Consider the following 21,630-nt stretch of genomic DNA (forward strand, 5'->3'; position numbering starts at 1 on the left):
TGGCAGCGGGCACGTCGTTCTCCGTCTATCCGGTTTCTGTTCCTCGACAGCTCAGAAACCTAGACCCAGCAACGACGTGCCCCTCCGCTACCTGGGCAGACCCACCCACACATCAGTACAAAGAGCCATTTTTTGCGGGGGTTTCCCGGAAAATGCTTCCTCCCACGATCGGGTGGGTCAACGTCCTCCCGGATCGCGGAACCGGCGTCGCTGAGCAGGCCGGAGTTTCGTTCACCGCTTGGGGAAACGTTGACAGGACGGCGGATCGGCGGTCAGGCTGCCCGGGTGACCGACTTCCAGCCGCTGACTTCCGTCGAAGGCCTCCCGCTTCTCGGCGGCTCCGGCCGTTTCCGCGTCCTGCAGAACTCCGAGCGGGGGCTGTTGCTCGAACTGGAGTACCCGGCGGGGGTGGCCTCGCCGGAGCACTTCCACGACCACGACAGCTTCGTCTACGTGCTCTCGGGTGAGGTGACCGGCACGCTGGACGGGCAACCGGTGCGGCTGGGCCCCGGCGGCACGGTGGTGCACCCACGCGGCGTGCGGCACACGATCAGCGCGGTGACGGACAGCCGGTGGCTGGAGTTCAAGGCGCCGCCACCGGAGGTGGGGCGCGTGCTCAGGTGATGTCGGCGCCGACACCGGAGCAGTGCCAGCAGATTTAGTGTGCGCGCTCATCGCACCCACTCGGCTCCCTCCGGCAGGGAAATGCGGATGTCACCGCCGTCGTGGGCACGGGCCAACCACGCCGCGCCCGCCCCACGGCGCCGGCCATCACCCAGCCTGTCTTTTCGACCGCGGGCGCGTGCTCAGGTGATGTCGGCGCGGCCGTCGAACCGGTAGCCGATCCCGCGGACCGTCGTGATCGAGAAGCGGTCGATCTTGCTGCGCAGCTTGCGGACGTGCACGTCGATCGTGCGGCCGCGGCTCGGTCCGGGCAGGCGCCACACGTGTTCGGTCAGCGCCTCGCGGTCGAAGACCCGGCCGGGGTGGCTCGCCAGGAACAGCAGCAGCTCGTACTCCAGGCGGGTCAGCTCCACCTCGGCGCCGTGCGAGCGGACCCGCCGCGACGTGGTGTCGATGCACAGCGCGGCATCCAGGGCGTCCAGCGCTTCGCCGATCACCGCGCCGATGCGGTCCGGATCGCCGTGGACGACGATGTGCAGCTCGACCGCGCCGTCCGGCCGGTCGACCCGGGTGAGGGACTGCGTCATGGACCCATGCAAGCCACGGGGCCACCGGGGGGTCAATCGCGTCCCGGTGCGTGGGCGCGGGTTGCCGCGCGCCGCGTGGCAGACTCGGGCCGTGGCAAGGCAGCCGACCGGTGAGTCCGTTCTCTCCCGCGCCGTGCGGATCTTCGAGGCCTTCACGCCGGACGAACCGGTCCTGCAGGTCTCCGAGATCGCGCGGCGGACGGGTCTGCACCTGGCCACCGCGTCCCGCCTGGTGGCCGAGCTGACCAGCCACGGCCTGCTCACCCGCGACGACGACCGCCGGGTGCGGATCGGCGTGCGGATGTGGGAGCTGGCCCTGCGCGCCTCCCCCACGGCCACGCTCCGCGACGCCGCGATGCCGTTCATGGAGGACGTCCACGCCGTCGTCGGGCACCACGTGCAGCTCGGTGTCCGCGACGGCGACGAGGTGATCTTCCTCGAACGCCTCTCCGCCCCGAAGGCGGTGATCAACTACACCCGGGTCGCCGGCCGGCTGCTGCTGCACGCGTCCTCCTCCGGGCTCGTCCTGCTCGCCCACGGGCCCGCCGACCTGCGCGAACGCGTGCTCGCCAGGCCGCTGCGGGCCTACACCGCCAACACCATCACCACACCGGACCGCCTGCGGGCCACGCTGGCCGACATCCGCAAACAGGGTTTCGCCTGGTGCCCGGGTCACATCCACGAGGAGGCGCTCGGGGTCGCCGTCCCCGTGAAGGACGCGCGCGGCATCGTCGTCGCGGCCCTGTCGGTCATCGTGCCCAACACCGCCGAGAGCAGGGCGGTCACCGGAATCCTGATGGCCGCCGCCCGCGGCATCACCCGCTCGCTCCCGGCCTCGCCTCTCATTCAGTGAGAACCCCGTCGCCACCCGGCGCCGCGGAAACGCATCCTTCGTGCCAGCAACCCAGCCGCAAGGAGGCGTCCGGTGAGCCAAGTCGTGACCCTGCAGGTCACCGCACGAGAACAACGCGCCGAGGGGGTGCTGGCGCTGACCCTGTCCCGCCCGGACGGCGGCCGGCTGCCGGACTGGACCCCCGGCGCGCACATCGACCTCGTGCTCCCCAACGGGGAAACCCGTCAATACTCGCTGTGCGGCGACCGGTGGGACGCCCACCGCTACCGCATCGGCGTGCTGCGGGAACCCGCCGGACGCGGCGGTTCGGCGTACGTGCACGACCACCTGCGCGTCGGCGACCGCGTCGGCGTCGGCGGGCCGCGCAACAACTTCCCGCTCGTGCCCAGCGACCGCTACCTGTTCGTCGCGGGCGGCATCGGCATCACCCCGCTGCTGCCGATGATCCACCAGGCCGACCTGCTCGGCGCGGACTGGACACTGCTCTACGGCGGCCGCCGCCGCGCATCGATGGCCTTCACCGACGAGCTGGCCGGGTACGGCGACCGCGTCCACCTGGTGCCGGAGGACGAGCACGGCCTGCTCGACCTCGCGTCCTGGCTGGGCACCCCGCGCCCGGGCACCAGGGTCTACTGCTGCGGGCCCGCTCCCCTGCTGGCCGCCGTGGAAACCGCTTGCCAGAGCTGGCCGCCGCACTCGCTGCACGTCGAACGCTTCACCGCGCGTGAGCAGGCCCCGGTGCGGGACGAGCCGTTCGAGGTCGAGCTGCGGCGGACCGGCGCGACCGTCACCGTCACCCCGGAGGTCTCGGTGCTGGACGCGGTGCGCGGCGCGGGCGTGGACGTGCTGTCCTCGTGCCGGCAGGGCACCTGCGGCACGTGCGAAACCGGTGTGCTGGCGGGGATTCCGGACCACCGCGACTCGATCCTCGCCGACCACGAGCGCGCGGACGGCGATTGCATGTTCGTGTGCGTGTCCCGTTCCCGCACCGACCGCCTGGTCCTCGACCTGTGACCCGGAGGCCCCCAATGATCACCGACGACACCGACCCGTTCGCGCCCGAGGTCCTGGCCGAACCGGAACCCCTGCACGCGAAGCTGCGTGACGCCGGCCCGGTCGTGTACCTGAGCCGCTACGACGTCTACGCCCTCGCCCGCTACGAACACGTGCACGCCGCGCTGGTGAACTGGCAGGACTTCTCCTCCGCCGCGGGCGTCGGACTGGCCAACTTCCGCGTGGAGAAGCCGTGGCGCCCGCCGAGCCTGCTGCTCGAGGCCGACCCGCCGCACCACGACGCCCCGCGTCGTGTGCTGTCCGGGATCCTCGGCCCGCGCGCGCTGCGGAAGCTGCGTCAGGACTGGTTCGCCGCGGCCGACGACCTGGTCGACAGCGTGCTGGACACCGAACTGGACGTCGTCCCCGCGCTCGCCGAGGCGTTCCCGCTGCGCGTCTTCCCGGACGCGGTCGGCATCGGCCGCGAGGGACGCGAGAACCTGTTGCCCTACGGCAACTTCGCCTTCAACGCGTTCGGCCCGCGCAACGAGCTGGTCACCGCACTGGCCGCCGACATGCCGAAGTGGTCGGCGTGGGTGAACGAGCAGTGCGCCCGCGACCGGCTCACCGGCGACGGGTTCGGCGCGGCGATCTGGGCCGCCGCCGACCGCGGCGAGATCACCCACGAGCAGGCTCCGCTGGTGGTCCGGTCGCTGCTCACGGCCGGGGTGGACACGACGGTGCACGGGCTGGCCGCCGCGCTCTACGCCTTCGCCACGCACCCCGGCCAGTGGGACCGGCTGCGCGCGCAGCCCCAGCTGGCCCGGGCCGCCTTCGACGAGGCGGTGCGGTGGCAGTCGCCGGTGCAGACGTTCTTCCGCACCGCCACGCGGGACATGCCCATCGCGGACGTGACCGTCCCGGCCGGGCACAAGATCCTGATGTTCCTCGGCGCCGCCAACCGGGATCCGCGCCGCTGGGCCGATCCGGACGTGTTCGACCTCGGCCGCGACCCGTCCGGCCACGTGGGGTTCGGGATGGGCCTGCACCAGTGCGTCGGCCAGCACGTCGCCCGGCTGGAGGCCGAGGCGCTGCTGACCGCGCTGGCGAAGCGGGTGCGCCGGTTCGAACTGCTCGGCCCGGGCACCCGCCACCTGAACAACACGCTGCGCGCGTGGCGGTCGCTGCCGATGCGGCTGCACCTCAGTCCGCCGCGGCGGTGAGCGACACCGGGGTGGGCCGGGTCGCGGACAGCGCCGTCCACGCGCTGGTCACCCCGACCACCGCGAACGCGCCCAGCACCAGGACGGCGACCAGCGGCCACGGCACCACCAGGACGGACTGCCCGGTGATGCGGCCGGCCGCCGACGAGATGCCGATCAGCGTCGCCGACGCGGCCAGGCCGCCCAGCACCAGGCCGATGCCGGTGACCGCGCCGGACTCGAGCACCGCGGCCCGCACCACCTGAGCGCGGGTCAGGCCGGTCACCCGCGCCACGGCGAACTCGCGGCGGCGGTCGGCGGCGGCGATCACCACGGCGTTGATCACCGCGATCAGCGCGTACAGCCCGGCCAGGCCCATGATCACGGTCATGATGCCGGTGCTGACGTCCTGCTGCCGCGAGCTGGCGACGGCGATCCAGTCGTCCACTGTGGTCAGTTCGCCGCGGCCGGCCAGTGCGCTCGCGTCGGCGCCGGGTTCCAGTCGCACGATGGACTCGGTGGGTGCGCCTGCCAGCAGCGCGGCGGGCACGATCTCGCGCGGCACCAGGAACTCGGCGCCGCCGCCGAGGGATTCCGGCAGCTCGGCCACGACCCGCAGGTCCAGTTCGGACTCGCCGATCCGGGCGGTGACGGTGCTGCCGACCGGGGCGAAGCCGTCGGCGACGGCGATGGCGGGTCCGGTCAGGTCGGCGAGCGAGCCGCTCGCCGGGCCGCGGGTGTGGGTCGCGGCGTAGGCGGCGGGGTCGACCACGGTCGCGACGCCCTGTTCGGTGTCGGTGTCGTCGTCGGAGTAGGTGACGACCGAGACCGGCACCCGGGCCTGCGGGGACACCACGGCCACCCCGGGAACGTCCAGATCGGACGGTCCGGTGGTGGTGACGACGAGGTCGCCGCGGATGTCGGCGCGCTGCTCGATCTCGGCGCCCTTCCCGATGGTGGCGAGCGTGCCCGCCTGGGCAACCAGCAGCGCGACCAGCACGATCAGCGGGGCGGCGGTGGAGGCGCTGCGGCGGACCCCGTCGCGCAGGTTCGCCTCGGCCAGCCGTCCCAGCGGGCCGCGCAGCACCAGCCCGGCCGCGCGTCCGGCCAGGGGCACGACCAACGGGCTGAACGCGGTCAGCGCGACCGCGGCGGCGATGGCGGTGTTGATCGACAGCGCGATGGCGCCGTCGGGCGGGGCGAACGCGGACACGATGGCCATGGCGACCGCCCCGGCCAGGAACAGCACCCCGAAGAACCAGCGGGCGCCGGTCATCACGCGGGCCGCGGCGCCGGTTTCGCGCAGGGCTTCCAGCGGGCGGACCTGCGCGGCCCGGCGGGAGGCGGCGAGCACCCCGGCGACCGAGACGCCGAGCCCGATGCCCGCGGAGACACCAAGGATCCAGTCCTGCCAGCGCGGGGTGAACGTGGGCGGGACGAACCCGAGGTCACGCAGCAGCCAGGTCTGGATCCGCATCACCAGCAGGCCGAGCGGCGCGCCGACGGCGGTGCCGAGCACCCCGAGCAGCAGGGCCTCGGACAGCAGCAGGCGGCGGACCTGGCCGCGGCCGCCGCCGACGAGCCGCAGCAGCGCCAGGTCGCGGCGGCGCTGGGCGACGGTGAAGGCGAAGGTCGAGCTGACGATGAACACCGCGAGGAACGCCGAGATGCCCAGGGTCAGCGCGAGCAGGGTGATCGCTTCGACGACCTCGCCGCCGGCGGTCGCCGCGGAAACCAGGATCAGCAGGGACGACTGGACGAGCGCGACCCCGAGGCACACGGTGAGGATCGCGCCGAGGAACAGCGTCCAGCGGTCGGTGAAGGTGTTCCAGGACAGGCGCAGCATCGTCAGGCCTCCAGGCGGGCGAGGCGGTCGGCGACCTCGCGGGCGGTCGGGGCGGCGGCGTGGTCGACGATGCGGCCGTCGCGCAGGAACACCACGGAGTCGGCGGCGGCCGCGGCGGCCGGGTCGTGGGTGACCATGACGATGCTCTGGCCCGCGGTGACGAGTTCGCGCAGCAGGCCGAGGACCTTGCGGGCCGCGGCCGAGTCGAGGGCGCCGGTGGGTTCGTCGGCGAACAGGACGCGGGGCCGGGTGACCATGGCCCGGGCGATCGCGACGCGCTGCTGCTGGCCGCCGGACAGCTCACGCGGCCGGTGCCGGCGGCGGTCGTCGAGCCCGACGGCGGTGAGCACCGCGCGGACGTCCTTCGTGGACGGTCGTGCCCCGGCGAGCTTGAGCGGGAGCGCGACGTTCTGCTCGGCGGTGAGGGAGCCGATGAGGTTGAAGCTCTGGAAGACGAAGCCGATCTCGCGGCGGCGCAGCGCGGTGAGGTCGGCGTCCCCGGCGGTGGTGATGTCCTGGCCGCCGAGCAGGACCTGCCCGCTGGTGACGCGTTCCAGGCCGGCGGCGCAGTGCAGCAAGGTGGACTTGCCGGAGCCGGAGGGCCCCATCACGGCGGTCCAGGACCCGGCCGGGAAGGCGACGCTCACGCCGTCCAGGGCGCGAACCTGCTGCGGCCCCGCGGCGTAGGTGCGGGTGACGGCGCGGAGTTCGACGGCGGGCAGCCCGTGCTGGTGATCCGCGGCGGTCAGCACGGATTCCCGAGGTGTTGTCATGGATCAAATCCCATCGCGGAACGCCTCGGCGGTCAGCGGTGCCGACCACCGGATCCGCGGTGGGGCTGGCCCTACCCCCGGCCGTCAGGCGGATCGCGGGCGCACCACCAGCACGGGACAGCCGGCGTGGTGGATCAGCGCCTGGCTCGTCGACCCCAGCACCAGCCCGCGGAACCCGCCGCGGCCGCGGCTGCCGACCACCACCAGCTGCGCGTTCCGGCTGCGGGCCAGCAACTCGTCCCGTGGGCGGTCCCGCACCACGACCCGCTCCACCCGCACGTCCGGGTACCGCTCGTGCCAGCCGGCCAACCGCTCGGCCAGCAGGCGCTGTTGCTCGCTCTCCACCTCGGCCCAGTCGAGGTCCGGGGCGGGCAGCGGGACGCCGTAGTCGGCGTCGCTCCAGGCGTGGACCGCCACCAGCGGCACCTCCCGCCACGCGGCCTCGTCGAACGCGACCGCCAGCGCCTGCTCGCTGGTCGGGCTGCCGTCGACGCCCGCGACCACCGGGCCGGTGGCGTCCGGGCGCCCGCGCACCACCGCGACCGGGCACGACGCGTGCGCGCTCACCGACACGGCCGTCGACCCGGCGAGCATCCCGGTGAACCCGCCCCGCCCGGACGAGCCGAGCACGATCATCCGGGCCGCGCGCGAGCACTCCAGCAGCAGCGACGCCGCCGGTTCCAGCGGCATCTCGGTGGACACCGGCACCTCGCCCGCCACCGCCGCCGCCTCGGCGAGCTGCTGCTGCCCGGCGCGCTGCAGCTCGTCGAAGAAGCTCTGCGGCACCGGCAGGCCGCCGTCGAACCGGCCGCCGGTGACGTCGGCCGCGTAGACCAGCCGCAGCGGCAGCTTGCGCAGTGCCGCCTCGCCCGCCGCCCACCGGACGGCGTCCAGCGCCGCCGGCGAACCGTCCACTCCGACCACGATCTCCTCCGCCATGCCTGCCACGCTACTCACGCTTGACCTCCAGCGCGGTGGAGGTTGCAGCCTGGGTCCATGCGAGTGATCGAGGTGGAGCGGTTCGGCGGTCCCGAGGTGCTGCGGGTGAAGACGGTGCCCGACCCGCACCCGGGGCCGGGGCAGGTCGTGATCGAGGTGAAGGTGGCGGGCGTGTTGTCGATCGACACGGTGATCCGCCGGGGTGAGGCCGGGCACCTGTTCCCGGTGACGCCGCCGTACGTGCCCGGGGTGGGGGCGGCCGGTCAGGTCACCGAGATCGGCGAGGGGGTCGACCCGTCGTGGTGCGGGGAGTGGGTGCTGGCCGACGTCGACGGCGGCGGGTACGCCGAACAGGTGGTGGCGACGCCGGATCAGCTGATCCGCATCCCCGCCGGGGTGGGGCTGCGGGAGGCGATGGCGCTGCTGCACGACGGGTCGACGGCGCTGGCGGTGTTCGAACGGGTGGCCGTCCAGCGCGATGAGCGGGTGCTGGTGCAGCCGGCCGGGGGTGGGCTGGGCAGCCTGCTGGTGCAGCTCGCGCACGCGGCGGGCGCGCGGGTGATCGGCGCGGCGCGGGGCGCGGAGAAGCTGGAGACGGTGCGGGCGCTGGGTGCGGACGCGGTGGTGGACTACAGCGAGCCGGGGTGGGCTTCGCGGGTCGGCCCGGTGGACGTGGCGTTCGACGGCGTGGGCGGCGACCTGGGCCGGGCAGCCGCGGAGCTGGTCGTGCCCGGTGGCCGGTACTCCAGCTACGGGTGGGCCGGGGGCGCGCCCGTCGCGGTGGACGAGGTGAAGCCGGACGTGACGGCCTACGGGCTGGAACAGCTGCACGACTACGCGCCCGGCCGCCACGACCGGGCGGAACGGATGCTGCGCCTGGCCGCCCGGGGCGCCGTGCGGACGGTCATCGGGCAGACCTTCCCGCTCACCCACGCCGCCGACGCGCACCGGGCGCTGGAAGACCGCGCCGCGAAGGGGAAGACGCTGCTGCTGATCTAGCCACGGCGGTGACGCCTGCACCGGCCGGGCTCACTCGTCGCGGTGGAACTCCGCTCGCACGCCCAGCAGCCGCACCGGGCGGGTCCACTCGAAACGGTCCAACAGGGACAGTGCGGCGCGCTCGATCTCGGCGTGGTCGCTCGTCGGCGCGGGCAGGGTGACGCTGCGGGTGTAGGTGAGGAACGGCTTGAACCGCACCTTGACCCCGATCCGCACCGCCGGGCGGCCCTCGGCCAGGACGTCCTCGGCGACCCGCGCCGCCAGCACCGACACCTGCGCCTCCACCGACGCGCGGTCCTCCAGATCCGTCTGGAAGGTCGTCTCCCGGCTGCGTGAGCGCGCCAGGTACGGCGTCGCCGTCACCTCGGTGTCGCCGGCGCCCTGGGCGAGCAGCCGGTACCACGGCCCCATCGTCGGCCCGAAGCGCGCCGCCAGCTCGTCCGGGTCGGCGGTGCCCAGGTGCCGCACGGTGGTCAGCCCCGCCGCCGCGAGCTTCTTCGCCGTCTTGCGCCCGATCCCCCACAGCGCGTCGGTCGGCCGGTCGGCCATCACCTCGACCCAGTTCGCGCGCGTCAGCCGGTAGATCCCGCCCGGCTTGGCGAACCCGGTCGCGATCTTGGCCCGCACCTTGTTGTCGCCGATCCCGACGGCGCAGGACATCCCGGTCCGCTCGGCCACCCGCTGCTTGACCTCCGCCGCCAGCGCCTCCGGATCGCCGGTCCGGGCCCCCAGGAACGCCTCGTCCCACCCGATCACCTCGACGACCACCGGGAAGGTCCGCAGCGTCGCCATCACGCGCTCCGAGACCTCTTCGTAGGCCTCCTTGTCGACCGGCAGGAACACCGCGTCCGGGCACCGCCAGGCCGCCAGCCGCAGCGGCATGCCCGACTGGATGCCGAACTCGCGGGCCTCGTACGAGGCGGTGGCCACCACGGCCCGCTCGGCCGGGTCGCCGGATCCGCCGACCACCACCGGCTTGCCGCGCAGCTCGGGGTGCCGCGCGACCTCGACCGCCGCGATGAACTGGTCCAGGTCCACGTGCAGGACCCAGTTGTCCGGGCACACGCGGTCCAGGCTAGCCGGACAGCTCGATCTCCAGCGACAGCAACCGCGAGCTCAGCCCCTTGCCGTGGGTGTCCAGCGCGAGCGACGTGGTGACCCCGCCGCCGAGCGCCTGCCGGCACCGGAACTGCAGCGCGCACAGCTTCGGCAGCGCGTACCGGACGACCTCGCCGCGCACCTGGCCGGCCAGGTGCTCCCGGACCCGCTCCGCGGTCACCTCGCGCGCCAGGTCCGCGAAGTGCCGGTCGTCGTAGGGGAACAGCGACAGGATCGACGTGTCGCCCTTGTCGCCCGCCCGGCAGTGCGCGATCTCGTGCAGCATCACCCGCACGGCGGACCTCCGAACACGGTCACCGCGGGCTCCACCCGGTCCCGGTCGATCAACGTGGACACGATCCCGATCACCTCCGTCACCGCCGTCCGGACGCCCCCGCCGCCGGCCGGCCCGTTCGTGTAGAGCGCCTCCACCTCGTGGCAGACGACCTCGGCCCCGGCCCGGTCCGCGGCCGACGCGGCGACCCGCAACCGGCACTCCGGCGACCCCTCCGCGCCGAGCACGTCGGCCCGGACCCGCACCGGCGCGCCCGCGAGCCGCCGCGCGACCACCTCCCCGGCCAGCTCGGCGCGGGCCCGGGCGCCCGGACCCTGGTAGGAGATCCCGGCCTCGGCCCGCCACCCGGCGCGGTAGCCGACGCTGACCTTCAACCGCTCGGGCCGCGCCCGGCCGGCCGCGCCGCGCACCGCCACCCGGTCCGGCCCGGTCTCGGTGACCGTCACCTCGCGCAGGTCGAGCGTGACGTCCGGGGTCAGGTAGGCGGTGGGGTCGGTGACCTCGTAGAGCAGCTGTTCCCGCACCGTCGCCCGCGACACCAGGCCGCCGGTGCCTGCCGGCTTGGACACCTCGACACCGCCGTCGGCACGCACGTCGGCGAACGGGAAACCCAGCTCGGCCAGGCCGGGCACGTTCTTGCGGCCGGGGTCGGCGAAGTAGCCGCCGGTGAGCTGGCCGGCGCACTCCAGCAGGTGCCCGGCCACGGTCCCGGCCGCCATCGCCGCCGGATCGCGCAGGTCCCAGCCGAGCCGCTGGGCCAGGGGCGCGGTGAACAGCGACGGATCGGCGACCCGGCCGGTGAGCACCACCTGGGCGCCGGTGTCCAGCGCGGGCAGGATCTGCTCGGCGCCGAGGTAGGCGTTGGCGGACACGAGCTCACCGTGCGCGGCGAGCGGACGGCCGGTCTCCAGGGCGGGGGCGGCCGGGTCGATCCGGTCGAGCACGTCGTCCCCGGTCAGCACCGCGACACCCAGCCCGAGCCCGAGGCGGTCCGCCAGATCCGCGGTCACCCGGCCGGCGGCGAGGGGGTTCGCCGCGCCCATGTTGGTGATCACCCGCACGCCGCGGGCGGCGGTGATCGGCAGCAGGCGTTCGAACCGGGCCACCAGCCGCGGATCGTAACCGGCTGACGGGTCGGCCAGCCGGCGCTGCTGGCCGAGCGCGATCGTCCGTTCCGCCAGGCACTCCAGCACGAGGTCGGCCAGGTCCCCGTCGCGGGCGAGCGCCTCCGCGGGCTCGAACCGGTCCCCGGCGAACCCCGCTCCCCCACCGATCCGCACGCAGTTCATGCACTCCCCTGGATCGCGCCCGTGGCGAGGGCGACGGCGGTCATGACGACAGTCGTGCCGAACGCCCACTTGAAGACGAACCGCTGGTGCTCGCCCAGATCCACGCCCGTCAAGCCGAGCAGGATGAACGTGGACGCGGTCAGCGGGCTGAGCGGGAACCCGGTGGTCATCTGCCCGAGCAGCGCGGCGCGGGCGATCTCCGCCGGATCGCCGCCGAGCGCCGCGCTCGTCTCGGCGAGCACCGGCATCACCCCGAAGTAGTAGGCGTCCGGGGTGAACACCAGGCTCAGCGGCATCCCGGTCAGCGCGGTGAGCACGGGCAGCGCGCCACCGGCCCAGTCCGGCACGACGCCCACCAGCGCACGCGCCATCGCCTCGATCATCCCGGTGCCGGACAGGACGCCGGTGAACACCCCGGCGGCGAAGATCATCGTGGTCACCAGCACCACGTTGTGCCCGTGCCGCTCGAACAGCTCCTGCTGCCGGCTCCGCTTCGGATGGTTGACCAGCAGGGCGAGCACGAACGCGCCGACGAACAGCACCTCCAGCTTCGCCACCTGGGCCAGCAGGGCGGCGACCAGGGCGAGGGTCAGCACGACGTTGGCCCAGTACCGCACGCGATCGGCGCGGGTGCGCTCCACCGAAGCGGCCGGGATCTCGCCGTCGAGGTCGAGCACGCCGATCCGCCTGCGCTCGGCGCGGCCGATCAGCCACGCGGCGAGGAGCACCCAGGCGATCCCGGCCAGCATCGCGGGCAGCAGCGGCAGGAAGATCCGCCCGCTGTCGGCGTTCAGCGCCGCCATCGCCCGCGCGGTCGGGCCGCCCCACGGGACCAGGTTCATCACGCCGGCGCCGAGGGCGACGACCCCGGCGAGCACCAGCCGCCGCATCCCGAGCCGCTGGTACAGCGGGAGCAGCGCGGACACGGTGATCAGGAACGTCGAGGCGCCGTCGCCGTCGAGGGCGACCAGCACGGTGAGCGCGGCGGTGCCGACCGTGATCTTCAGCGGATCACCCTTCGCCCACCGCAGGATCCGTCGCACGGCCGGGTCGAACAGGCCGGCGTCGATCATCAGGCAGAAGTACAGGACCGCGAAGGTGATCATGATCGCGACCGGGGCGACGGTGGTGAGCCCCTTGCCGATCAGCTCGCCCAGACGCGGGGCCGCGCCCACGGCGAGCGCGGCCACCACCGGGACCACGGTGAGCGCCAGCAGGACCGAGACGCGGCGCGAGAGCACCCCGGCGAGGAACACGCCGATCGTCAGAAAGCCCGCCAGGGCAAGCATCTCGGGGACCTCCAGTGCGCTGTCGACGATGACGCCTGCCGACTCTGCGGCATCACAGCTATCGAGGTCAAACAAGAGTTCCGCATAGACTCATGCGTCATGCGCATGGATCTGACGGTGCAGCAGCTCCGGGCCGTGGTCGAGGTGGCCGACGCCGGCGGGTTCACCACGGCCGCCCAGCGGCTGCACCTGGCCCAGTCGTCGCTGAGCCGCACGGTCGCCGAGGTCGAACGCAAGGTGGGCGTGCCGCTGTTCGAGCGCACCACCCGGCGGCTGGTGCCCACCGCCGAGGGCGTGGAGTTCACCCGGATCGCCCGGGAGGTCCTGGTCTCGTTCGACGCCGGGCTGCGGCACTTCACCGGATTCCTCGCCGGCACGCGCGGGCACGTCCGGGTGGCGACCCTGCCGTCGCTGGCCGCGATCCTGCTGCCGCCGGTGATCGCCCGCTACCGGCGGGAGCTGCCGGACGTCGAACTGTCCATCGAGGACTGCCTGTCCGACGAGGTGCTCACCCGGGTCCGCTCCGGCGCGGTGGACCTCGCGGTCACGGTCGCCGGCGAGCCGCCCGGCGACCTGGAGGTGCGGCCGCTGGCGGCCGACGAGTGCTGCTGCGTCTTCCCGCCCGGCCACCCCTTCGCGGACGCGGAAACGCTGACCTGGCAGGACATCTCCGGTGAGCCGTTCATCGCGTTCTCCCCCGGCAGCAGCATCCGGCCGCTGGTGGACCACGCGCTCGCCGGGGCCGGGGTCGTGCCCGGCCGCACCATCGAGGCACGCAACATCGCCGCCGTCGCCGGGCTCGCCGCGGCCGGGCTGGGCGTGTCCGCGATCCCCGGCCTGGTGCTGCCGCTGGTCGCCTTCGCCGGGCTGCGCCACCGGCCGCTGGACGGGCCGCGCGCCGAGCGCACGATCGCCCTGGTGCGCGACCCGTCCCGGCCGCGGCCGCCGGCCGTCGCCGCGTTCACCGAAGCCCTGCTGCGGGCCCGGGACCGCGGCGACGGCCTGCCGGATCACGCGTGCTGGCTCACCCGCCGTGGCAGTGGCCCTGCGCCGAGGGCGGCACGTCCAGCGTCGGGTTCCGGTCGAAGAAACCGACCGGCTTCAGCTTGAACCCGGTGTAGTCCACGGGCATCACCGGCCAGTCCTCCGGGCGCGGGAAGTGCGTCAGCCCGAAGGTGTGCCACAGCACGATGTCCTCGCCGTCGATGTCCCGGTCGGCCGCCGTCCACGCGGGCAGCCCGGCCCCGCCGGGGTTCTGGTTCACCAGGTCCCCGGCCGGATAGCGCTCGGCGGCGTCGTAGCGGGTCACCCACAGGTGCTTCGTCGCGAACGTCGCCCGCGCGTGCACCGACGACGACTCGTCCGCCAGCAGCGTCGGCTGCCCCTCCGGGTACAGCACGTACGCCGGGTTGCGGCCGAAGCGGTTCCGCCGCTCCGGGTTGACGATGTGCCACACCCGGCCACGGGTGTTGTCGGCCGCACGCGCCGCCTCGGACTCCCGGGCCAGCCGCGTGCGGGCCTCGCGGAAGGCGTTGCCGTACGGGTTGGCCTCGCTCACCGGCACCCGCACCGCGTCGACCTCGTCCACCGCGTTGCGGTCACCGTCGACGCTGACGTCCAGCCGCGCGCAGAACAGGTGCTGGTGGTAGGGCGCGCCCAGGCCGGGCGCCATCTCGGTCGCGTACTCGTGCCCCTCCGCCGGGTAGGCCGAGGTGAACGTGATGCCGGTGGCCTTCGCCTCCAGCTCGATCGTGCCGTCGAGGTAGAAGTACCAGTAGAAGCCGTAGTCGTAGTTGCCGATCGTGGTGAAGAACGACACCACCAGCCGCCGCTGCCGCCGCGTCTCGTGCGAGCCGGCGAACATGTCGCTGTGCTTCCACAGCACGCCGAAGTCCTCTTCGTGCATGCAGATCGCGTTGCGGATGGTGCGCGGCTCGCCGAGGTCGTCGGCCACCACGGCGTCGAAGTAGCGGATCTCGCCCAGGCAGTCGCAGCCCAGCTCCAGCGAGTTGGTGTAGCGGGCGAACATGTACTCGCCGCAGTCGAAGTAGTTCTGCCAGAACCGCACCGGCGACGGGTCGGCGTAGGGCACCACCATCTCGGCCACCGACGCCCGGTACAGCACCGGCCGCTCGTGGAACGCGATCTGGTGCAGGGTCAGGCCTTCCCGCTCGTTGAAGCCCAGCCGCAGGTCCCAGTTCTCCCACCGCACCCGGCTGCCCTCGACCGTGAAGCTCGGGCCCTCGGGCTGGGTGATCTCGATCGGCTTGAGCGTGGTGCGGTGCGGCCCGGTCTGCGCCGGGTCGTCGAAGTTGCCCGGCTCGGCCGGCACCGGCAGGTCCCGGTGGTCGATCACCCGCGTCACCGCGCGGGCGGTCAGGTCGACGTAGGCGACCAGCCCGTCCACCGGGTGCGCCCACGGGTGGTCCTTGGCGTGCAGCTGCTGGAAGCCCAGCGCCCGCACCACGCGCCGCCCGGTCTCCTCCGGGTGGTCGTAGGCGCCCGCGGACAGCGGCACCGCGCGCACCGTGGCGGGGTCGAGGCCGCGCCTGCGCAGCGCCTCGGTCCACCGCGGTTCGGCGTTCAGGATGTCCTCGATCAGCTCGAACTCGGTGTCGATGATCGGCGGCTGGCCGTCGGTGACCGGGTCGATCTCCCGCAGCTCGTCCACAGTGGACCGGGTGACCGACACGACCACGTCCGTCGACGTGCCGTCGGCCAGGTCGAGCAGGATCGCCCGGAACCGGCGGTCCACGTCGTCGCCCGGCTGGTGGGCGCGCACCGCCGCCTTGTCCGGCTCCTCCAGCGCGAGGAAGGCGAACCGGGCGGATTCGCCCAGCAGCCCGGCGGCGGCGAGGATCTCGCGGACGGCGCGCACCTCCCCGGCGGTCATCGGGTCCAGCGGGTGCGCGGTGGTGATGCGTTCTTCGGCGAGTGTCATCGGCGATCCTTTCAGGCGAGGGCGGGTTCGGTGGCGGGCGAGCGCAGGACGGCCGAGAGCACGGCGCCGAGGGCGAACGCTCCGGCGAGCACGGCGAAGATGACGGCGGCCAGGCCGGACGAGCCGCCGATGAGCGTCGGGAAGTTGAGCACGGTCAGCACCAGGCACGTGCCCAGCCCGGCCAGGCCGAGCACCGGCGCGGCGAACGTGTGCCAGGCGCGCCGGTCCACCCGCGTGCGGCGGAAGAACACCACCACAGCCAAGCACGTCAGCGTCATCAGCACGAGCACGCCGAGGGTCGCGGTGCCGGCCATCCACGAGAACACCTGGGTCACCGGGTCCATCCCGGCCAGGGCGAACACCGCGATCAGCGCGACCGCGCTCGCCGACTGCGCCAGCGACGCGACGTGCGGCGAACCGTGGCGGGCGTGGCTGCGGCCGCACGCGGCGGGCAGCGCCCCGGAGTTGCCGAGCGAGAACGCGTACCGGGCGAGGACGTTGTGGAACGACAGCAGCGCGGCGAACAGGCTCGTGACCAGCAGGACCTGCACCACGTCGGCGCCGGCGGTGCCCAGGCAGCGGCCGACCGTGGTGATCAGCATGCCGCCCGGGTCGGCACCGGCCTGCTCGACCGCGCCCGCATCCCCCCACGCGGACACGACCGCCCAGCTGGACAGCGTGTAGAACCCGGCGATGAGCAGCAGCGACAGGTAGGTGGCGCGCGGGATCGTGCGGGCCGGGTCGCGGGCCTCGTCCCGGAAGACCGCGGTGGCCTCGAACCCGATGAAGCTCGCGATGGCGAACATGATCGCGATGCCCACCGAGCCGGAACCGATCTGCGCGGGCTGCAGGAACGCCGTGGACAGCCCGCCGTCCCCGCCGCGCACGGTGACGACCGCGTCGAAGACCAGCACGATCCCGGCCTCGCACAGCAGCAGCACGCCGAGCACCTTGCTGCTCAGGTCGATGTGCCGGTAGCCGAGCACGCCGACCACCGCGAGCGGTGCCAGCGACCACACCCACCACGGCAGCGCGGGACCGCCGTAGTGCTGGACCAGGCCGTCCAGGGCGGCGCCGAGGTAGCCGTAGACGGCCAGCTGCACCGCGGTGTAGGTGACCAGGGCGAGGAACGCCGCGCCGAGGCCGGGCGCGCGGCCCAGGCCCTCGCGGATGTAGGCGTAGAACGCCCCGGCGTTGGGCACGTGACGGCTCATCGCGCAGAACCCCACCGCGAACAGCAGCAGGACCACGCAGCACAGCACGAAGGTGGCGGGGAAGGCGGCGCCGTTGCCGAGCGCGACGCCCAGCGGCACGCTGCCGGCGACGACGGTGAGCGGCGCGGCGGCCGCGACGACCATGAAGACGATGGAGCCGGCGCCCAGTGAACCGGTCAGCGACCGTGGCGTATCCATGAGACCTCCGGGGGCTCATCGGGGATTTCCGGTGACGGCTGCACAGCGTTGAGCAGCAACGTTGCGCAGCCGTCAGCCCCGGGTCAAACCCCGGTCTCCGGCACCGGGAACTCCCGCGGCGGCGTTCTCCCAACGCGGGAACGGGCCGGGGAAAATTCTCATTCGGCGTCACGAGGCGTGTGCCGCGGCGTGACCCCGGAGTTACAGTGCCAGGCTACCGTCCACAGAGGAGGAAGAGCCGGATGTCCCTGCCACCCCGGGTGCTGCCGCCGCTGCGGCGTGAGTCGCCGATGTCCGGGCTCGACCGCCGCAACCTCGGCCCGCTCCAGGTGTTCGCGCAGTCGATCTCGGCGGCGGCGCCGTCGGCGGCGATGGCGGCCGCGCCCGCGGTCGCCGCGGCCGGAGCCGGCACCGGGGTGCTGTGGTCGTTCGTCGTGGCGACCGTGCTCGCGCTGCTCATCGGCCTGGGCATCGCCCAGTTCACGCGCCGCATGGCCGCGGCCGGGTCGCTGTACAGCCTGACCGCGAAGGGGCTCGGCCCGATCGCGGCCTTCGCGTGCGGCTGCGCGCTGCTGGTCGGCTACGGCCTGCTGACCATGGCCGCGCTCACCGGGTCCGGCGTCTACCTGCAGGACCTGCTGCGGCGGGCCGGGGCGGACCCGGGCTGGGGCCTGGTGGCGGTGCTGGTACTCGTGCTGGGCGCGCTGGCCACGGCGTGCGTGCTGCGGGGCGTGCGGTTGTCGGCCACGGTCGTGCTCGTCACCGAGGCGGTGTCGATCTCGCTGATGCTGGTGGTGTTCGGGCTGCTGCTGGCCCGCGTCGGGCCGGAGCTGGCGCCCGCCGCGCCGGACCGCGGCGTCGGCGGGATCGCGGCCGGGGTGCTGCCCGCGCTGGGCGCGTTCATCGGCTTCGAGGCGGCCGCGTCGTTCGGGGTGGAGGCCCGGCGGCCGTTCCGCACGGTGCCGCGCGCGGTGCAGGGCACGGCGGCGCTGTGCGGGGTGCTGTACCTGGTGGCGGCGTACACCCAGGTCGTCGGGCTGGGGGCGCTGCCGGGCGGGCTGGCGGGGCAGGCCGAGCCGGTGAGCACGCTGGCCGCGCGGCAGCAGCTGCCGTGGCTGTCCTACCTGCTGGACCTGGGCATCGCGGCGTCGTTCCTGGCGTGCACGCTGGCGACCGGCAGCGCGCTGGTGCGGGTGCTGCTGTCGATGGGGCGCGAAGGTGTGGCCCCGGCGGCGCTGGGCCGGACGCACCCGCGGTACCGGACGCCGCACGTGGCGATCCTGGCGGTGCTCCCGCCGGTCGCGGTGGTGCCGGTGGTGCTGATGGCGGCCGGGATGAGCACCACGTCGGTGTTCGTCACGCTGCTCAACGTCGCGGTGTTCGGGTACCTGGTGGCGTACTTGCTGGTGTGCGTGGCGGCGCCGGTGTTCCTGTACCGGATCGGCGAGCTGACGCGCGGGGTGCTGGTGGTCAGCGCGATCACCGCGCCCGCCCTGCTGGCGGCGCTGGTGGTGTTCACGGCGGACAACCTGGGCGGGCCGTACCCGGCGGTGTTCGGGCTGTTCGCGCTCGGCGGCCTGGCGTGGTTCGCCTGGTTGCGGCGACGGCGGCCGCGGCAGCTGGCGCGGATCGGCATCTACGACGAGACCTCCGAGGCCGATCTGCTGGGCGGTGCGCGGTGAGCCCGGAGACGCCGCTGTCGGGCCGCCAGCCGAAGGCGGTCCGCAGCGCGCTGGCCGTGCTGGAGGAGGTCGTGGCGTCCGGGCCGGGCGTGACGGCGAAGGAGATCTCGGCCGCGCTGAAACTGCCGCCGGCAACGACCTATCGGCTGCTGAACCTGCTGGTCGGCGAGGAGTACCTGGTGCGGTTGCCGGACCTGCGGGGGTTCGCGCTGGGCCGCCGCGCCGGACGGCTGGCGATGCCGGTGACGGTGCGCCCGCCCGCGGCGGCGCGGGCGATCGTGGAGCACCTGCGGCAGCGGGTGCGGTGGGGCGTGCACCTGGCGTCCTACCGGACGGGGCGGCTGACGCTGGCCGACCCGGACCCCGACCACCCGCCGTCGGACGGGGCGCTGCTCGCGCGGTACCCGCACGTGTCCGCGCTGGGCAAGCTGCTGCTGGCCGAGCAGGCCGACTGGCGGGCGGTGGTGCGGGAGCTGCGGTCGTTCACCGAGCGCACGATCGTCGACGCCGACCGGCTGGACGCCGAGCTGGCGGAGGTGGCGCGCAGCGGGATGGCGCGGCAGTGCGGTGAGCTGCTGGAGCGCAAGGGGTGCCTGGCGGTGGCGATCCGGGACGTGGTGACCGGCGAGCTGGTCGCCGGGCTGGCGGTGAGCGGCCCGGCGGAGCGGGTCGCCGAGCCGAACGCCGAGCTGGTGGCGCTGGTGCGCGACCACGCCGGGCAGCTGGCGCCGCTTCTGGCGTGAGCGATGTCGAGAACGCGGGGCCGGGTCCGTCCCTGGCGTGACACACCCCGAACCGGAGGAGACGGACATGGATGTCACCGCTGAACTGGCCAAGCCGATCGCGCGGGAGCTGCTGCGTTCGGACATCCCGGCGAGGCTGGCCTACGACGGGCTGGACGGTGTGCCGCGGGTGATCCCGATCGGCTTCTGGTGGGACGGTGAGCACCTGGTGATGGCGACCCTGCCGGCGTCGGCGAAGGTGGCGGCCCTGCGACGCAACCCGCGCGTGGCGATCACCATCGACCGCATGGCCCCGTGGCCCCCGCGCGTGCTGCTGATCCGCGGCACGGCGCGCCTGGAGCTGGTCGGCGGGGTGCCGGAGGCCTACATCGAGGCGTCCCGGAAGGTGACGCCCGCCGAGGTGTTCGAGTCCTGGGAGCAGAGCGTGCGCGCGCTGTACGAGCAGATGGTGGTCATCACGGTCACCCCGGACTGGGCGAAGCTGCTGGACTTCGAGACGACCCTGCCCAAGGCGGTCGAGGACCTGATCCGGGCGCGGAGTGCCGGCCCCGCCTAGGCTCGAACCGTGCGGATCGTGTCGTTGTTGCCCGCCGCGACGGACCTCGTGGCCGAGCTGGGGCTGCTCGGGGACCTCGTCGGCCGGACGCACGAATGCGACTGGCCGCCGGGCATCGAGGACGTGCCCGTCGTGACCGGCAGCGGTCTGGACACCACGATGAGCAGCCGCGAGATCTCCCAGGCCGTCGGGGGCGCGCACGCCGGCTCCGCGCTCTACGCCCTCGACGCGGCGAAACTCGCCGAGCTGCGGCCCGACGTCGTGCTCACCCAGGACCTGTGCGACCTCTGCGCGGTCTCCTACCGCCACGTCTCCGGCACCCTGCGCCTGATGGACGCCGGCCCCCGGGTGCTCAGCCTGGAACCCCGCACCCTGCCCGAGGTCCTGGACTGCGTGCGCCAGGTCGGCGACGTCCTCGGCGTGCCGGAGGTCGCCCGCGCCAAGCACGAGGAACTCCGCGCCCGCCTGGCGACCCTCCAGGAGCGGACCCGGCGCCTGCCCCGGCCGCGCGTCGCCGCGATCGAGTGGCTCGATCCGCTCTGGCCGGCCGGTCACTGGGTGCCCGAGCAGATCACCGCCGCCGGCGGGGAGCCCCTGCTCGCGCGCCCCGGCGAACACACGAAAGCCATCAGCTGGGCCGAACTGACCGCCGCCCGGCCGGACGTCCTCCTGCTGCTCCCCTGCGGCCTGCCGCCGGACCGCACCGAAGCCGAACTCGGCCTGCTCACCGGCCGCCCCGGCTGGAGCGACCTGCCCGCCGTGCGCGGCGGCCGGGTGTGGATCCTCGACGGCCCGTCCTACTTCAACCGTCCCGGCCCGCGCGTCGTGCGCGGCGCCGAAATCCTCGCCCACGTGCTGCACGGCATCGGGACCGTCGAGCCGGATCAGGCGAGGCGCACCTCGATCTCCGGTGGCGTCCGCAACGTCTGATACACCACGCAGTACCGCTCGGTGAGCTTGCGCAGCGTCGCCAGCTCGTCGGCGGAGGCGTCGGTGTCCAGGTCGAAGGACAGCCGGATCGACCGGAACCCGACCGGCGCCGTCTTGTCGACCCCGAGCGTGCCGCGGAAGTCCAGGTCGCCCTCGGCGCGCACGGTCCCGCCGCGGATCTCCAGCCCCAGCGACGTCGCGACCGCCCGCAGTGTCACCCCGGAGCACGCCACCAGGGCCTCCAGCAGCATGTCGCCGGAGCAGGCGAGGCTGCCGTCCCCGCCGGTGGCCGGGTGCAGGCCCGCCTCGACCACCGCCCGGCCGGTCTCGACCTTGCACGAGATGCCCAGGCCGTCCAGTTCCGCGTTGGCGCGCAAGGTGATCAGCGCCCGTGACGGGTCCTCCCGGTAGCGCTCCTTGAGCGGCGCCTGCAGTTCCCTGAGTTCGGTCGCGTCCATGCCGCCAGTATGGCCGCGTGAACGGGGTCACGCCGGTGTCAAGGCCGGATCAAGACCGCGCCCGCGCGAGTCATGGCCGCGTCAGCCCCGGCCCCGCGCGAGCCGCCGCGGCGATCTCCTT

General features: G+C 73.9%; 21 protein-coding genes. 10 read left to right on the forward strand and 11 right to left on the reverse strand.

Annotation, left to right across the window (positions count from 1 at the left end):
- Positions 1–285 precede the first annotated feature (285 nt).
- Positions 286–624: a cupin domain-containing protein gene (locus D0D15_RS12275; protein ID WP_094008646.1), complete on the forward strand. Its 339-nt coding sequence runs from the start codon at positions 286–288 to the stop codon at positions 622–624.
- A 182-nt stretch (positions 625–806) separates the two neighbouring features.
- On the opposite strand, the gene D0D15_RS12280 is transcribed toward D0D15_RS12275, so the two are convergent.
- A complete protein-coding gene (locus D0D15_RS12280; RefSeq protein WP_094008647.1) occupies positions 807–1,211 on the reverse strand; it encodes a winged helix-turn-helix domain-containing protein in 405 nt (134 codons plus the stop codon).
- A gap of 91 nt (positions 1,212–1,302) precedes the next feature.
- Here D0D15_RS12280 and D0D15_RS12285 point away from each other — a divergent pair, with 91 nt between their 5' ends.
- From D0D15_RS12285 to D0D15_RS12295, 3 genes are all read left to right on the forward strand, one after another.
- A complete protein-coding gene (locus tag D0D15_RS12285) occupies positions 1,303–2,064 on the forward strand; it encodes an IclR family transcriptional regulator (protein ID WP_162830561.1) in 762 nt (253 codons plus the stop codon).
- 72 nt (positions 2,065–2,136) lie between these two features.
- Positions 2,137–3,078 (forward strand): PDR/VanB family oxidoreductase, encoded by a 942-nt coding sequence (locus D0D15_RS12290; protein ID WP_476726861.1) that lies wholly within the window; start codon positions 2,137–2,139, stop codon positions 3,076–3,078.
- 14 nt (positions 3,079–3,092) lie between these two features.
- Positions 3,093–4,280 carry a cytochrome P450 gene (locus D0D15_RS12295; RefSeq protein WP_094008650.1) on the forward strand — a complete coding sequence of 396 codons (1,188 nt, stop codon included), beginning with the start codon at positions 3,093–3,095 and terminating at the stop codon, positions 4,278–4,280.
- On the opposite strand, the gene D0D15_RS12300 is transcribed toward D0D15_RS12295, so the two are convergent.
- The 3 genes from D0D15_RS12300 to D0D15_RS12310 form a co-directional block, all read right to left on the reverse strand.
- On the reverse strand, positions 4,261–6,105 hold the full coding sequence (locus D0D15_RS12300) for an FtsX-like permease family protein (RefSeq protein WP_094008651.1): 1,845 nt from the start codon (positions 6,103–6,105) through the stop codon (positions 4,261–4,263). The two genes, D0D15_RS12295 and D0D15_RS12300, sit on opposite strands and share 20 nt — an antisense overlap.
- 2 nt (positions 6,106–6,107) lie before the next feature.
- Positions 6,108–6,878: an ABC transporter ATP-binding protein gene (locus D0D15_RS12305; RefSeq protein ID WP_094008652.1), complete on the reverse strand. Its 771-nt coding sequence runs from the start codon at positions 6,876–6,878 to the stop codon at positions 6,108–6,110.
- Positions 6,879–6,962: 84 nt separating this feature from the next.
- Positions 6,963–7,817 (reverse strand): universal stress protein, encoded by an 855-nt coding sequence (locus D0D15_RS12310; protein ID WP_115944437.1) that lies wholly within the window; start codon positions 7,815–7,817, stop codon positions 6,963–6,965.
- A gap of 57 nt (positions 7,818–7,874) precedes the next feature.
- Here D0D15_RS12310 and D0D15_RS12315 point away from each other — a divergent pair, with 57 nt between their 5' ends.
- The gene (locus D0D15_RS12315; protein ID WP_115944438.1) at positions 7,875–8,816 is read left to right on the forward strand and encodes a zinc-binding dehydrogenase; all 942 of its coding nucleotides are present in this window, start codon (positions 7,875–7,877) and stop codon (positions 8,814–8,816) included.
- A 30-nt stretch (positions 8,817–8,846) separates the two neighbouring features.
- On the opposite strand, the gene D0D15_RS12320 is transcribed toward D0D15_RS12315, so the two are convergent.
- The 4 genes from D0D15_RS12320 to D0D15_RS12335 are packed head-to-tail and all read right to left on the reverse strand — an operon-like array spanning position 8,847 to position 12,787.
- On the reverse strand, positions 8,847–9,881 hold the full coding sequence (locus D0D15_RS12320; protein WP_115944439.1) for a DNA polymerase IV: 1,035 nt from the start codon (positions 9,879–9,881) through the stop codon (positions 8,847–8,849).
- Positions 9,882–9,891: 10 nt separating this feature from the next.
- Complete coding sequence (locus tag D0D15_RS12325; protein ID WP_233157519.1) at positions 9,892–10,200, reverse strand: AtuA-related protein; 309 nt, start codon at positions 10,198–10,200, stop codon at positions 9,892–9,894.
- Positions 10,200–11,498 carry an acyclic terpene utilization AtuA family protein gene (locus D0D15_RS12330; RefSeq protein WP_094008657.1) on the reverse strand — a complete coding sequence of 433 codons (1,299 nt, stop codon included), beginning with the start codon at positions 11,496–11,498 and terminating at the stop codon, positions 10,200–10,202. The genes D0D15_RS12325 and D0D15_RS12330 overlap by 1 nt, the downstream gene beginning before the upstream one ends.
- Complete coding sequence (locus D0D15_RS12335; protein WP_094008658.1) at positions 11,495–12,787, reverse strand: CitMHS family transporter; 1,293 nt, start codon at positions 12,785–12,787, stop codon at positions 11,495–11,497. Before D0D15_RS12335 ends, D0D15_RS12330 begins: the two co-directional genes overlap by 4 nt.
- A gap of 99 nt (positions 12,788–12,886) precedes the next feature.
- Between D0D15_RS12335 and D0D15_RS12340 the strand changes: the two genes are divergently transcribed.
- Entirely contained in the window at positions 12,887–13,897 is a 1,011-nt protein-coding gene (locus D0D15_RS12340) for a LysR family transcriptional regulator (RefSeq protein WP_094008659.1), read from the forward strand.
- On the opposite strand, the gene D0D15_RS12345 is transcribed toward D0D15_RS12340, so the two are convergent.
- Positions 13,812–15,728: a primary-amine oxidase gene (locus D0D15_RS12345; protein WP_094008660.1), complete on the reverse strand. Its 1,917-nt coding sequence runs from the start codon at positions 15,726–15,728 to the stop codon at positions 13,812–13,814. The two genes, D0D15_RS12340 and D0D15_RS12345, sit on opposite strands and share 86 nt — an antisense overlap.
- A gap of 11 nt (positions 15,729–15,739) precedes the next feature.
- On the reverse strand, positions 15,740–17,140 hold the full coding sequence (locus D0D15_RS12350) for an APC family permease (RefSeq protein WP_094008661.1): 1,401 nt from the start codon (positions 17,138–17,140) through the stop codon (positions 15,740–15,742).
- Between the two features lie 242 nt (positions 17,141–17,382).
- Between D0D15_RS12350 and D0D15_RS12355 the strand changes: the two genes are divergently transcribed.
- From D0D15_RS12355 to D0D15_RS12370, 4 genes are all read left to right on the forward strand, one after another.
- The gene (locus D0D15_RS12355) at positions 17,383–18,822 is read left to right on the forward strand and encodes an APC family permease (RefSeq protein WP_094008662.1); all 1,440 of its coding nucleotides are present in this window, start codon (positions 17,383–17,385) and stop codon (positions 18,820–18,822) included.
- Positions 18,819–19,565 (forward strand): IclR family transcriptional regulator, encoded by a 747-nt coding sequence (locus D0D15_RS12360; RefSeq protein WP_094008663.1) that lies wholly within the window; start codon positions 18,819–18,821, stop codon positions 19,563–19,565. Before D0D15_RS12355 ends, D0D15_RS12360 begins: the two co-directional genes overlap by 4 nt.
- Positions 19,566–19,632: 67 nt before the next feature.
- Positions 19,633–20,121, forward strand: a complete 489-nt coding sequence (locus tag D0D15_RS12365; protein ID WP_094008664.1) for a pyridoxamine 5'-phosphate oxidase family protein — start codon at positions 19,633–19,635, stop codon at positions 20,119–20,121.
- A gap of 9 nt (positions 20,122–20,130) precedes the next feature.
- Complete coding sequence (locus tag D0D15_RS12370; protein ID WP_094008665.1) at positions 20,131–21,051, forward strand: cobalamin-binding protein; 921 nt, start codon at positions 20,131–20,133, stop codon at positions 21,049–21,051.
- On the opposite strand, the gene D0D15_RS12375 is transcribed toward D0D15_RS12370, so the two are convergent.
- Positions 21,006–21,509, reverse strand: coding sequence for an OsmC family protein (locus D0D15_RS12375; RefSeq protein ID WP_094008666.1), 504 nt, complete (start codon positions 21,507–21,509; stop codon positions 21,006–21,008). The genes D0D15_RS12370 and D0D15_RS12375 overlap by 46 nt on opposite strands.
- Positions 21,510–21,630 lie beyond the last annotated feature (121 nt).

It is taken from the genome of Amycolatopsis thermalba (assembly GCF_003385215.1).
GTDB classification, from domain to species: domain Bacteria; phylum Actinomycetota; class Actinomycetes; order Mycobacteriales; family Pseudonocardiaceae; genus Amycolatopsis_E; species Amycolatopsis_E thermalba.